Annotated in this window: 12 protein-coding genes; 6 read left to right on the forward strand and 6 right to left on the reverse strand. The window is 58.5% G+C overall.

Annotation, left to right across the window (positions count from 1 at the left end; genetic code table 11):
• Positions 1–7 precede the first annotated feature (7 nt).
• The 5 genes from obgE to Q1J88_RS05460 all read right to left on the reverse strand — a co-directional run bounded on the left by obgE (position 8) and on the right by Q1J88_RS05460 (position 3887).
• Complete coding sequence (gene obgE, locus Q1J88_RS05440; RefSeq protein WP_301116550.1) at positions 8–1120, reverse strand: GTPase ObgE; 1113 nt, start codon at positions 1118–1120, stop codon at positions 8–10.
• A gap of 170 nt (positions 1121–1290) precedes the next feature.
• Positions 1291–1551 carry a 50S ribosomal protein L27 gene (gene rpmA, locus Q1J88_RS05445; protein ID WP_301116551.1) on the reverse strand — a complete coding sequence of 87 codons (261 nt, stop codon included), beginning with the start codon at positions 1549–1551 and terminating at the stop codon, positions 1291–1293.
• Positions 1552–1582: 31 nt separating this feature from the next.
• Positions 1583–1894, reverse strand: coding sequence for a 50S ribosomal protein L21 (rplU, locus tag Q1J88_RS05450; RefSeq protein WP_301116552.1), 312 nt, complete (start codon positions 1892–1894; stop codon positions 1583–1585).
• 92 nt (positions 1895–1986) lie between these two features.
• Positions 1987–3213, reverse strand: coding sequence for a bifunctional glutamate N-acetyltransferase/amino-acid acetyltransferase ArgJ (argJ, locus tag Q1J88_RS05455; RefSeq protein WP_301116553.1), 1227 nt, complete (start codon positions 3211–3213; stop codon positions 1987–1989).
• A gap of 185 nt (positions 3214–3398) precedes the next feature.
• The gene (locus Q1J88_RS05460) at positions 3399–3887 is read right to left on the reverse strand and encodes a MarR family transcriptional regulator (protein ID WP_301116564.1); all 489 of its coding nucleotides are present in this window, start codon (positions 3885–3887) and stop codon (positions 3399–3401) included.
• 246 nt (positions 3888–4133) lie between these two features.
• On the opposite strand from Q1J88_RS05460, the gene Q1J88_RS05465 reads away from it, so the two are divergent.
• The 6 genes from Q1J88_RS05465 to Q1J88_RS05490 are packed head-to-tail and all read left to right on the forward strand — an operon-like array spanning position 4134 to position 11431.
• Positions 4134–6473, forward strand: a complete 2340-nt coding sequence (locus tag Q1J88_RS05465) for a bifunctional salicylyl-CoA 5-hydroxylase/oxidoreductase (protein WP_301116554.1) — start codon at positions 4134–4136, stop codon at positions 6471–6473.
• A complete protein-coding gene (locus Q1J88_RS05470) occupies positions 6470–7252 on the forward strand; it encodes an SDR family NAD(P)-dependent oxidoreductase (RefSeq protein ID WP_301116555.1) in 783 nt (260 codons plus the stop codon). The genes Q1J88_RS05465 and Q1J88_RS05470 overlap by 4 nt, the downstream gene beginning before the upstream one ends.
• Before the next feature lie 42 nt (positions 7253–7294).
• Complete coding sequence (locus Q1J88_RS05475; RefSeq protein WP_301116556.1) at positions 7295–8146, forward strand: enoyl-CoA hydratase family protein; 852 nt, start codon at positions 7295–7297, stop codon at positions 8144–8146.
• A complete protein-coding gene (locus tag Q1J88_RS05480) occupies positions 8146–9318 on the forward strand; it encodes an acyl-CoA dehydrogenase family protein (protein WP_301116557.1) in 1173 nt (390 codons plus the stop codon). The genes Q1J88_RS05475 and Q1J88_RS05480 overlap by 1 nt, the downstream gene beginning before the upstream one ends.
• Positions 9319–9349: 31 nt before the next feature.
• On the forward strand, positions 9350–10993 hold the full coding sequence (locus Q1J88_RS05485) for an AMP-binding protein (protein WP_301116558.1): 1644 nt from the start codon (positions 9350–9352) through the stop codon (positions 10991–10993).
• Between the two features lie 24 nt (positions 10994–11017).
• Positions 11018–11431, forward strand: coding sequence for a RidA family protein (locus tag Q1J88_RS05490; RefSeq protein ID WP_301116559.1), 414 nt, complete (start codon positions 11018–11020; stop codon positions 11429–11431).
• A 489-nt stretch (positions 11432–11920) separates the two neighbouring features.
• Here Q1J88_RS05490 and Q1J88_RS05495 read toward each other — a convergent pair.
• Positions 11921–12230, reverse strand: a 310-nt coding sequence (locus tag Q1J88_RS05495) for a hypothetical protein (RefSeq protein ID WP_301116560.1), incomplete at its 5' end; no start/stop codon positions are given.

Here is a 12230-nt window from a genome sequence, read left to right on the forward strand (position 1 = left end):
ACAAGTGTCAGTCGGCGGGAGGCGTACTGCGCGTTGGGTCGAAGCGCGGGTCACCGTCGATGGGCAAGCCGGCAGCGATGTCTTCGGCTTCTTGCTCGCGCTTCTTTTGCTCATCGAGCCAATCTTGCAGTTTCCAGACCAGGTCTTGCGTGCCTTCGCCGGATAACGCGGATATGCCGAACACGGGACCTTGCCAGTCGAGTTCATCACACAAGCGTCGGGTGACTTCTTCCGGGTCGGCGACCATGTCGAGCTTGTTGAGTACGAGCCAGCGGGGCTTGGCATAGAGGTCGGCGTCGTATAGACGTAGTTCTTCGACAATTGCCCGGGCATCGGCCACAGCTTGAGGTACTGGATCGTAGTCAGGATCTGGCGACGAGACGTCGACCAGATGCAGCAGGACACGAGTGCGCGACAAATGTCGCAAGAACTGGTGCCCGAGGCCGGCTCCGTCGGCGGCGCCTTCGATCAGGCCGGGTATGTCGGCCACTACGAAGCTGCGCGCGGGCGAAGTGCGCACTACTCCCAGATTGGGATGAAGCGTGGTGAATGGGTAATCAGCGATCTTGGGACGTGCGTTGGAGATCTTGCTGATAAGCGTGGATTTGCCCGCATTGGGCAAGCCCAGCAATCCGACGTCTGCCAGCAGCTTGAGTTCGAGCCGAAGGCGCCGTTGTTCACCTGGCTTGCCCGGGGTAAATTGCCGAGGTGCCCGGTTGGTGCTGGATTTGAAGTGCAGGTTGCCCAAGCCGCCTTCGCCGCCGGCCGCCAGCGTGACTTTCTCTTGGTGACGGCTTAGGTCGTAAAGCTGTTCGCCGGTATCGGCATCGCTGATGATGGTGCCCACAGGCACACGTAGAACGATGTCGGGGGCGGCGGCGCCGTACTGGTCTGAGCCACGGCCGTTTTCACCATTCTTTGCCCGGTGCAGCCGGGCGTAGCGGAAATCGATCAGGGTATTGATGTTGCGGTCGGCCACAGCATAAATGCTGCCGCCGCGGCCGCCGTCTCCACCGTCCGGGCCGCCTTTCGGGATAAATTTTTCGCGGCGGAAGCTGGCGCAGCCATTGCCGCCATTGCCGGCGATGACTTCGATCGTTGCCTCGTCTACGAATTTCATGGTTGCCTAACCTGATAAAAGCATAAGTGCCGCAGGTAGCGGCGCCAGTATGTGATGTCGGTCTTGAAGCAGCCTGCCTTGCAGCAAAGAACAATCCCGAGTCAAACTATTCTAGAACAAAAAAGCCCTGCCTCCGGGCAGGGCTTTGTGCCTGTCGCGTTGCGAAAAGCTTATTCGGCTGCTTCGACCGAAACGGTGCGCTTGTTGAGCGCGCCCGAGATGCCGAACTTGACCTTGCCGTCGACCAGCGAGAACAGGGTGTGGTCCTTGCCCATACCGACGTTCGTGCCGGCATGGAACTGCGTGCCGCGCTGACGCACGATGATGGAACCGGCGCTGATGCTTTGACCGCCGTAAACCTTAACACCGAGTCGCTTAGCCTGTGAGTCGCGACCGTTACGCGTTGAGCCGCCGCCTTTTTTCTGTGCCATGTTTAGCTCCTGCTATGCAATACCGGTTCGATTACGCCGTAATGGCGTCGATGCGAATCTCGGTGTAGTTCTGACGATGGCCCTGGCGCTTTTGATAGTGCTTGCGACGGCGCATCTTGAAGATCTTGACCTTGTCATGCCGGCCTTGCGCAAGAACTGTTGCCTTAACCAGGGCACCAGAGACCAAAGGAGCGCCAATCTGAAGCTGCTCGCCTTCGCCAACGGACAATACCTGATCGAGGGTGATTTCTTGCCCAATGTCTGCCGGTATCTGTTCTACCTTAAGTTTTTGGCCGGCGGTAACTCGATACTGCTTACCACCGGTTTTTATGACCGCGTACATGGGTTAACCTCAATAAAAAAATTCTTGGCCAATATGCCAAGCCTGCTATATTAACTTGGTTTTGTCTATCAAGTCAAACACATAGGCAGTTATTACGAGCGATAGTCGGCGTTGATGCTGACGTAGTCATGTGAGAAATCGCAGGTGTAGACGGTTTCGCAGACATTGCCGCGACCCAGCGCGATGCGCATGGAAATTTCGGCTTCTTTCATTACGCGCTGGCCATCTTCTTCTTGGTAATCCGGGTGGCGTTGTCCTTGCCCGGCTACCAAGACGTCTCCGAGCCACAGATTGACTCCCGAAACATCAAGGTCGGCGATGCCTGCGTAGCCAATGGCAGCCAGGATTCGTCCCAGATTCGGATCGGACGCGTAAAAAGCTGTTTTTACCAGTGGTGAATGTGCGACAGCATAGGCGACCTGCAGGGCTTCTTCCGAGCTGCTTGCCTCTTCAACCTGGATCGTAATGAATTTGGTGGCACCTTCGGCGTCGCGCACAATTTTTTGGGCCAGCTCCAGGGCCGCGGCAGCCAGGGCATCGTACAGGGCCTGATAATGTGGCGACGAAGTTGAGTCGACGCGCAGCCCGCTGCGCCCGGTGGCAATGATGATGAACGAGTCATTGGTCGATGTGTCGCCGTCTACTGTAATCCGATTGAACGACCGGTCTGCAATGTCGCGCGTCATGCGGGCGAGCAGATCGCCCGGAATGGCGGCGTCGGTGGCCAGGAAGCCAAGCATGGTCGCCATGTTCGGGCGAATCATTCCTGCGCCCTTGCTGATGCCGGTGATCGATATCTGATGCTCACCCAGTTTGATGCGTTGCGAACTGACCTTGGGCAAGGTGTCGGTGGTCATGATGCTGTGGGCCGCCTGAAGCCAGTTGGCTGGCCGCAGGTCGTCGATCGCGGCGGGCAATGCAGCGATCAGCCGGTCGACCGGCAGCGGCTCAAGGATAACTCCGGTCGAAAACGGCAGAACCTGCTCGGGAAGTATGCCCAGCAACGAGGCCGCTGCATTGCAGGTTTCTAGCGTGGCTTCGAGACCCTTTTGCCCGGTTCCCGCGTTGGCGTTGCCCGTATTGATGACCAGCGCACGAATACCTGGGGCCTTCGCCAGGTGCGATTCGCAGACTTGTACGGGAGCTGCTCGAAACCGGTTGCAAGTGAACACGCCGGCAACTGCACTGCCTTCAGCAAGACGGAAAACCGTAAGGTCCTTATGTTGTTTTTTGCGAATACCGGCTTCGGCTATGCCGATTTCGACGCCCTGAACAGGGTGAATTTCAGATTCGGTCGGGATGTGCAGATTGACGGCCATGGAACAGTTCGGAAAAAAGCGGCTACAACGAAAATTTTTGCCGGTTGGCGTAGGGGGGTTAGTGCACCAGTTTACTAGAAGCAGCTCACCCCGGCTCGGCAAAAGCGTTCCCATGCACCCGGACGTGCCGGGTGCAGACTGCGGCTTGAATCGGCAGGTTCTTCTGACGGCCTTGCGGGCAGCGATCAGTTTCGCGGAGTCAGTCGGGTTTGCGCGACCAGTTTGAGTTCGCCGAGCGCTTCGAACAGATTCTTCCTGCTTTTTTCGGAAAGCCCGGAAAAGAGATCTTGAATCCACTGTTCGTGTGAATCGGCCATCCGCTTGAAGGCGCGCTTGCCTTTTGGCGTGAGCTTGATCAAAGAGCTGCGCCTGTCGGTGAGGACCTTGTTGCGCTGAACCAATCCCTCTTTTTCGAGCTGGTCGGTAATGCCGGTGATATTTCCGTTGGTGACCATCATATGCCGGGAAAGCTCGCTCATTTTCATGCCTTCCGGAGCGCGCTGAAGCTGCGCCATCAGGTCAAAACGGGGCAGGGTGGTTTCGTACTCGGTGCGCAAGCGGCCGCGAATGTCTCCTTCGATGAGGTTGCAGCAGGTAAGCAGCCGCAGCCAAAGGCGAAGATCGTCGTGATCTTCGGGGCCGGTAAGCGTTTCGAGATCAGGGGTTTCTTCAATTGCGGCCTGCGCGGTTGTGGTGTCGTTCATGTGTATACAGCGAAGCAATTGACTCAGTGGTTTATTTTAATCTTCAACTAACATGATAACTGTAAATATCTGAAAAAACAGTCATTAATCGGCTGAGGAAAAAACCTATTGCGCGCGAAATTTTTTAGCTATATAGTTTAAGCCTAAAGTAATTGGATTTGTGGCGTGGGCCGGTATGAGGCCTGTCGCTTCTTTCAGGCAACACACGGAGCTAGCATGAAGATAGTATGTATTGGCGGGGGTCCCGCAGGCTTGTATTTCGGCTTGTTAATGAAGCTCAGTGATCCGCGTCACGAAATCACGGTCATAGAGCGAAACAGGCCTTACGATACGTTTGGCTGGGGGGTCGTGTTCTCGGATGCAACTCTGGGCAATCTGCGCGAGGCCGATCCTATCTCGGCCGAGCAGATCAGCCAGGCGTTCAACCACTGGGACGACATCGAGATCAATTACCGCGGTAAAAGCATCCGCAGTGGTGGTCACGGGTTTATCGGCATTGGCCGGAAAAAGCTGCTCAATATCTTGCAGGCCCGATGCGAAGAGGTCGGCGTCAACCTCGTGTTCGAAACCGAGGTTACAGACGACCAGGAAATCGCTCAAAAATACCAGGCCGATCTTGTCATCGCATCCGACGGTCTTAACAGCCGCGTGCGTACCCGCTACCAGGACACCTACAAACCCGATATCGACACGCGACAGTGCCGCTTTGTCTGGCTGGGCACCGAGAAGCAGTTCGATGCCTTCACGTTTGCCTTTGTCGACACCGAACATGGCTGGTTCCAGGCTCACGCCTACCAGTTCGAAGACGGCATGTCGACATTCATCGTCGAGACGCTCGACGAAACATGGAAGGCGGCGGGCCTGGACACCATGAGCCAGGAAGAAGGCATTGCCTACTGCGAAAAACTGTTCGCACCCTGGCTCGACGGCAACCCCCTCGTCAGCAACGCCAAGCATCTTCGCGGCTCGGCTATCTGGATCCGCTTCCCGCGCGTCATATGCGACACCTGGGTGCATTACCAGACCCTGCCCGACGGGCGTTCGGTACCTGTTGTCCTGATGGGCGACGCGGCACATACCGCGCACTTTTCAATCGGTTCGGGTACCAAGCTGGCACTCGAAGACGCCATCGAGCTCAATCGTTCAATCATTGCACAGAACAATGATCTCAAGGCAGGCCTTGATCACTATCAAGAAGTCCGCAGCGTCGAAGTCCTCAAGATACAGAACGCTGCCCGAAACTCTACCGAGTGGTTCGAGAACGTTGCGCGTTATGCCCAGTTCGAACCCGAGCAGTTCAGCTACTCGTTACTGACGCGCTCCCAACGCATATCGCACGAGAACCTGCGTCTGCGCGATCCCAAATGGCTCGAAGGTTATGAGCGCTGGTTTGCAGAAAAGGCCGGTGCCAGCTCGCTGTCGGATCGTCCTGTGCCTCCGATGCTTACGCCGTTCCAGGTCCGCGATACCAAGCTTCCCAATCGCATCGTGGTTTCTCCAATGGCAATGTACTCGTGCGTCGACGGTGTGCCGGGCGACTTCCATCTGGTGCACCTGGGTTCACGTGCCATGGGTGGCGCCGGGCTGGTCATGGTCGAAATGACCTGCGTGTCGCCAGAAGCACGCATCACTCCGGGATGCCCGGGGCTGTGGAACGACGAACAAGAAGCCGCCTTCAAGCGTATTACCGACTTCGTTCACGAGAACACCCAGGCAAAAATCGGCATGCAGATCGGCCACGCCGGCCGCAAGGGGTCGACCAAGGTCAGTTGGGAAGGTACCGACATGCCGCTGGAATCCGGGAACTGGCCCCTGGTTTCGGCCTCCGCCATTCCGTATATCGAAGGCGTCTCGCAAGTGCCGCAAGCCATGACACGCGAGCAAATGGACCAGGTACGCGATCAGCACGTCGAGTCCGCCCGTCGTGCTGCGGCCGCCGGGTTCGATTGGCTCGAGCTGCACTGCGCACACGGCTACCTTCTGTCCAGTTTCATTTCGCCGCTTACCAATAAGCGTGACGACGAGTATGGTGGTTCGCTCGAGAACCGTCTGCGTTATCCGCTGGAGGTATTCAAGGCTGTCCGCGAAGTCTGGCCACAGAACCTTCCGATGTCCGTGCGTATTTCGGCACACGACTGGGTCGAAGGGGGTATCACGCCTGACGACGCCGTTGAAATTGCCCGCATCTTCAAGGCAGCCGGCGCAGACATGATCGACTGCTCGTCGGGCCAGGTAAGCAAGGCCGAGCAGCCGGTGTACGGCCGCATGTTCCAGACGCCGTTCTCCGACCGGATTCGCAACGAGGCCGGCATTCCGACGATTGCGGTTGGTGCCATCTTTGAGGCCGACCACGTCAACAGCATTATTGCTTCAGGTCGTGCCGACCTGTGTGCCCTGGCTCGTCCGCATCTGGCAGACGCCGCCTGGACCCTGCGCGAAGCAGCCAAGATCGGTTACACCGACATCACATGGCCCAAGCAGTACTTCCCGGCCAAGAAGCAGCTGGAAACGAACTTCGAGCGTGCTGCGGCCTACGCCGAGCAGGTGGGAGCATGACGTTGCCGGCCACAGAGCGGCACGCCCTGGTAACCGGAGCCTCGCGCGGAATCGGCCTTGCCATCGCGCGTCGCCTTCTGGAACAGGGTTGCCGCGTCACCCTGATGGGGCGCGGCGAGGCGTCCCTGCAAAAGGCCTGTGACGAACTGGGCGGCGGAGATCAGCTAGCCTACGTAACCGGCGACGTCTCGCAACGTTCCGATGTGCTGACGGCCTTCGATCAGGCGCGCCAGCGCTTCGGGCTGATCAGCATTCTGGTCAACAATGCAGGTCAGGCAGTCAGCGAGCGCTTCGACAAGCTGGAAGAAGACGCCTGGGACCACATGCTGGCGATCAACCTTACCGGTACCTTCCACTGCATCCAGGCCGCGTTGCCCGACATGGTTTCCGCCAAATGGGGCCGAGTCGTCAATGTGGCCAGTACGGCGGGTCTGGCCGGCTATGCCTACGTCTCGGCGTATTGCGCTGCCAAGCACGGGGTCATCGGCCTGACCCGATCCCTCGCTCTCGAAGTCGCACGCAAGGGCATTACGGTCAATGCTGTCTGCCCCGGTTACACCGAAACCGACCTGGTGCGTGAGGCCATCGAGAACATAATGAATAAAACCGGCATGACTGCCGAAGAAGCCACGGCCAAGCTGGCCGAAGGCAATCCCCAGGGCCGCCTCGTGCAGCCCGAACAGGTGGCCGATGCCGTGGCCTGGCTTTGCCAGGACGGAGCATCAGCCATCAATGGTCAATCCATCCCCGTTGATGGGGGCGAGATCATGGTGGGATAGGGTAAGAGCATATCCCGCCCACCTTACAAGGAGCTTCAAGCAATGGAAAATACAGAGCACACCATGGCGCACCATACTGGTCCCCTGGCGGGCTATCAGGCCAAACACTTCCTGTGGTCGGTTTCCGACGACGGTAAGGTGGCTACCATCACCCTGAATCGCCCCGAGCGAAAGAACCCGCTCACTTTTGATTCTTATGCCGAGCTGCGCGATCTGTTTCGCAGCCTGAATTACGCCAGCGACATCAAGACAGTGGTCATAACCGGCGCCGGGGGCAACTTCTGCTCGGGGGGTGATGTTCACGAAATCATTGGCCCGCTCACCAAAATGAGCATGCCCGAATTGCTTGAGTTCACACGCATGACGGGTGACCTGGTCAAGGCCATGCGCAATTGTCCGCAACCGATTGTGGCCGCGGTGGATGGTGTCTGCGCCGGCGCCGGTGCAATTTTGGCGATGGCTTCCGACCTTCGTCTGGGCAGCCCTGAAACTCGCACTGCATTCCTGTTTGCGCGCGTGGGCCTGGCCGGGTCGGACATGGGTGCCTGCGCGATATTGCCACGCATCATCGGCCAAGGTCGTGCTTCCGAGCTGTTCTATACCGGTCGTGCCATGTCAGCTGACGAAGGCCTCGCATGGGGTTTCTTCAACGCTTTGCATCCTTCCGACGAATTGCTCGCAGCCGCACAGACACTGGCTGCACGCATTGCCTCGGGTCCAACCTTTGCACATAGCATCACCAAAAAAGCCATGCACCAAGAGTGGAGCATGGGCGTTGACGAAGCAATTGAGGCCGAGGCGCAGGCACAGGCGATCTGCATGCAGACCGGCGACTTCCGCCGCGCATACGAAGCTTTTGTCGCCAAGCAAAAACCTGTTTTCGAGGGCAATTGATGAACGACACCACCTGGCTAGACTGGCCTTTCTTTGACGAGCGCCACCCACAGATGGCGCAGGAGCTTGATCGCTGGTGCCAACAGGCGTTGGCCGATGTTGATCATTCTGATACCGACAGCGCATGCCGGCATCTGGTCAAGATTCTCGGACAAGCCGGGTGGTTGCGTGTGGCAGTGCCCCAGGGGCCGGACGGCTCATGGGGCGGCCGCTGGCCGCAGATCGACTCCCGCGCCGTGTGCATCATGCGCGAGACACTCGCACGTCACGACGGGCTGGCCGATTTTGCGTTTGCAATGCAAGGCCTGGGAAGCGGTGCAATCTCCATTGCCGGAAGCGATGCGCTGCGCCAACGCTACTTGCCGCGTGTGGCATCCGGCGACGCCATTGCCGCATTCGCGTTATCCGAGCCCGATGCCGGTTCCGATGTAGCCGCCATGTCGTGCGAAGCGGTGCTTGACGGTGACCATTACGTGATCAATGGCGAGAAGACCTGGATATCGAATGGCGGCATCGCCGATTTCTACACCTTGTTTGTCCGTACCGGCGAAGCGCCTGGAGCTCGCGGCATTTCGGCCTTTGTGGTAGATGCTGACACTCCTGGCCTGGAAATCGCCGAGCGTATCGATGTCATTGCGCCCCACCCCCTTGCGCGCCTGCGTTTTGACAATTGCCGCGTCCCTGTCACGCAGCGTTTGGGCGAAGCAGGTCAGGGCTTCAAGATCGCCATGATGACTCTGGATATTTTCAGGGCATCGGTGGCGGCGGCCGCTCTGGGTTTTGCCCGTCGCGCTCTGCAAGAAGGGCTTGAGCGTGCAAAGTCGCGACGCATGTTTGGTCAGACCCTGGCCGACCTGCAACTGACACAGGCTGCTTTGGGTGATATGGCGACCGAGATTGACGCCGCCGCCTTGCTGACTTACCGCGCCGCATGGATGCGCGACGTCAAGGGCGTTCGCACTACCCGCGAGGCCGCGATGGCCAAAATGGCGGCCACGGAATCCGCCCAGCGTGTCATCGACCGCGCCTTGCAAATGTTTGGTGGTGCCGGCGTGATGTCGGGCATGCCTGTTGAAAAACTTTATCGTGAAATTCGCGCTTTGCGCATCTATGAAGGCGCCACCGAAGTCCAGCGCCTCATCATAGCCCGGGAGCTCCTGAAGGACGCATGATGCTCCCGCCGATTAACCTGGAGACAAATTTATGGAACGCTCTGCTCATCTAGATACCTTCGCACGAGACAACCTGCCCCCCCAATCCGAGTGGCCGGAATTTCTGCTTGAAGGAAACCCCGACGTAGCGTACCCAGCGCGATTGAACTGCGCCGTTGAACTTGTTGATGCGCACATCGCAAAAGGCAACGGAGACCGCATCGCGTTGCGTTGGCGCGACGACAATGGCGAGAAGCGGACGATGAGCTATCGTGAGCTGGCCGAGCTGACCAACCGCATCGCCCACGTCCTGACTGAAGACATGAAACTGGTGCCGGGCAACCGTTTGTTGTTGCGTGGCCCAAATAACGTGATGATGGCGGCATCGTGGCTGGCAGCGGTCAAGGCCGGCCTGGTGGTGGTACCAACCATGCCCTTGCTTCGTGCTGCCGAGCTGAAGCCGATTATCGAAAAGGCCAAGATTACGGCGGCGCTTTGTGACAAGCGTCTTTCTGAAGAGCTTGAAAATTGCCGTAATTCGGGTCACGCCTCGTACTGTTCCGAGCTGACAGAGGTTCGGTATTTTCATGACGCCGGCCCTGATTCCCTCGATACGCTCGCCAAGGGCAAGCCGGCGGAATTCACTGCGTGCGACACGGCTGTGGATGACGTCTGCCTTATTGCGTTTACCAGCGGAACCACGGGCAAGCCCAAGGGCTGCATGCACTTCCATCGTGATGTGCTGGCCATGTGCGATACATTCTCGAAGCACGTGTTGCGCATGACGCCTGACGAAATCGTTTGCGGTACGCCGCCTCTGGCGTTCACGTTTGGCTTGGGCGGGCTTCTGTGCTTCCCATTGCGAGTGGGTGGTTCTACGGTTCTTACCGAAAAGCTCACACCCGACCTGCTTCTGCAGACGGTTCAAGACTTTGGCGTGACGATGACTTTCACGGCGCCCACGTTCTACCGGCAGATGGCCGAGCTGGTGTCGAATTACGATCTGTCGTCGCTCAAGAAGACGGTATCGGCCGGCGAAGCGTTGCCGGATGCGACGCGCCAGCTCTGGAAGAAGGCTACGGGCATCGAGATGATCGACGGCATCGGCGGCACCGAGATGATCCACGTGTTTGTCGCCAGCGCACCCGAAAACGTGCGTCGCGGTGCGATTGGCACGGTGGTTCCGGGTTACGTGGCGCAGGTGGTCGATGAGAACCTTAATCCCGTGCCCAACGGAACTGTGGGTCGCCTGGTGGTGAAGGGGCCCACAGGATGCCGTTATCTTGCCGACGAGCGCCAGCGAGTGTTTGTGCAGCAGGGATGGAACCTGCCGGGAGACACGTTCATTCAAGACGATGACGGCTACTTTTTCTATCAGGCGCGCAATGACGACATGATCATCTCTGCCGGCTACAACATTGCCGGGCCCGAGGTGGAAGATGCGTTGCTAAGCCACGAGGCGGTCGCGGAGTGCGGTGTCATCGGCGTGCCGGACGAGCAACGTGGAAACATCGTGAAGGCTTTTGTGGTGCTCAAGCCAGGCTTCGAAGGTAATGATGCGATGGTTAAGGCGTTGCAAGATCACGTGAAGTCGCAGATTGCTCCTTATAAGTATCCACGCGCTATTGAGTTTGTGTCGGCATTGCCACGCACTGAAACGGGCAAACTTCAGCGTTTTGTATTGCGCCAGCAATAGGTTTTCTTTTTCAGAGAGGAATATATGAAGATCCTGCAACCATCCGACTGGGCTCCGCCGCGGGGCTATTCGAACGGCATCATGAACGAGCTGACGGTCGGCAGCCGCATCATCTTCGTAGGTGGTCAAGTTGCCTGGAATGCTCAGCAGCAGTTCGAAACTGATGATCTGGCAGAGCAGGTTGGCCAGACGCTGCGCAACATTGTTGCCATTCTCAAGGAAGGCGGTGCCGGTCCGGAGCACATCACGCGGATGACGTGGTATGTGGTGGACAAGAAAGAGTATGTGGCGTCGCTGCGTGAAATCGGCCAGCATTATCGTGAGATCATCGGACGCAATTTCCCGGCGATGACGGCCGTGGAGGTGTCTGATCTGGTTGAAGATCGTGCCAAGGTCGAGATTGAGGTTACGGCGGTGGTGCCGCCGGCGGCTCAGTAATCAGAAGTGGTTTGTCCCTCGGGAACGGGGGTGAAGATGCCCGCAAGGAGGATGCTCTTTGCGGGCATTTTCTGTGGTGGGCCATGCGTGGGGGGAGTTCATCAGAACTGTCCCTTTTATGCCGGTTATGGGCTGTGTGGGGGTGGTTTGGGTTAAGGGGGGCTGGGTCGTGTGTCGGGAGGCTCTTTTTTTTGGTCTGGGTGGGTGGTGTGAGGTGAGGGGTGTGGGGTGGGTGGTGTTCGGTGTGGGGTGTTCGGTGTGGGGTGTGGGCTGAAGTGTGGCTGGGGTTCTTGAGTCGCCTGGCCGTGGCCTGCCTTGTAAAAATGGTCACATCATGCGGTCCGGCTTCGCCGGACTTCCCGGATCTGCCTCGTCCGGCGGGCGGCGGCCGAACTCAACCTCGCTGCTGCGCAGCTCGGGATTCGGCAGGCGGCCGCCTTGTTTCCCGCCCTCCTTCGTCAGCATCCGGCGCATGCTGGACGCCCATTTTTACAAGGCAGGCCCCGGCCAGGCTTTGGGTATCTGCAGTTGTGACGTTGTTCCACTTTGCTGGGCCTGGTTGAGGTTCGGGTTCGGGTTCAGGTCAGGCCGGGCCGGGCCGGGCCGGGCCGGGGGGCGCCGGGCAAGGCTAGGGCAGGGTAGGGGCACGGCACAGTACGGCAGAGCCAGGGGCAGACGCAGGTCAGACAGGACAGACAGGTCAGACAGGTCAGACAGGTCAGACAGGTCAGACAGGTCAGACAGGTCAGACAGGTCAGACAGGTCAGACAGGTCAGACAGGTCAGACAGGTCAGACAGG

Source organism: Pusillimonas sp. (genome assembly GCF_029263785.1).
Classification (GTDB): Bacteria; Pseudomonadota; Gammaproteobacteria; order Burkholderiales; family Burkholderiaceae_B; genus Pusillimonas.

Coding starts and splice junctions, on each gene's coding strand:
- obgE (WP_301116550.1), bottom strand. CDS start 1,120: ATGAAATTCGTAGACGAGGCAACGATCGAAGTCATCGCCGGCAATGGC.
- rpmA (WP_301116551.1), bottom strand. CDS start 1,551: ATGGCACAGAAAAAAGGCGGCGGCTCAACGCGTAACGGTCGCGACTCA.
- rplU (WP_301116552.1), bottom strand. CDS start 1,894: ATGTACGCGGTCATAAAAACCGGTGGTAAGCAGTATCGAGTTACCGCC.
- argJ (WP_301116553.1), bottom strand. CDS start 3,213: ATGGCCGTCAATCTGCACATCCCGACCGAATCTGAAATTCACCCTGTT.
- Q1J88_RS05465 (WP_301116554.1), top strand. CDS start 4,134: ATGAAGATAGTATGTATTGGCGGGGGTCCCGCAGGCTTGTATTTCGGC.
- Q1J88_RS05470 (WP_301116555.1), top strand. CDS start 6,470: ATGACGTTGCCGGCCACAGAGCGGCACGCCCTGGTAACCGGAGCCTCG.
- Q1J88_RS05475 (WP_301116556.1), top strand. CDS start 7,295: ATGGAAAATACAGAGCACACCATGGCGCACCATACTGGTCCCCTGGCG.
- Q1J88_RS05480 (WP_301116557.1), top strand. CDS start 8,146: ATGAACGACACCACCTGGCTAGACTGGCCTTTCTTTGACGAGCGCCAC.
- Q1J88_RS05485 (WP_301116558.1), top strand. CDS start 9,350: ATGGAACGCTCTGCTCATCTAGATACCTTCGCACGAGACAACCTGCCC.
- Q1J88_RS05490 (WP_301116559.1), top strand. CDS start 11,018: ATGAAGATCCTGCAACCATCCGACTGGGCTCCGCCGCGGGGCTATTCG.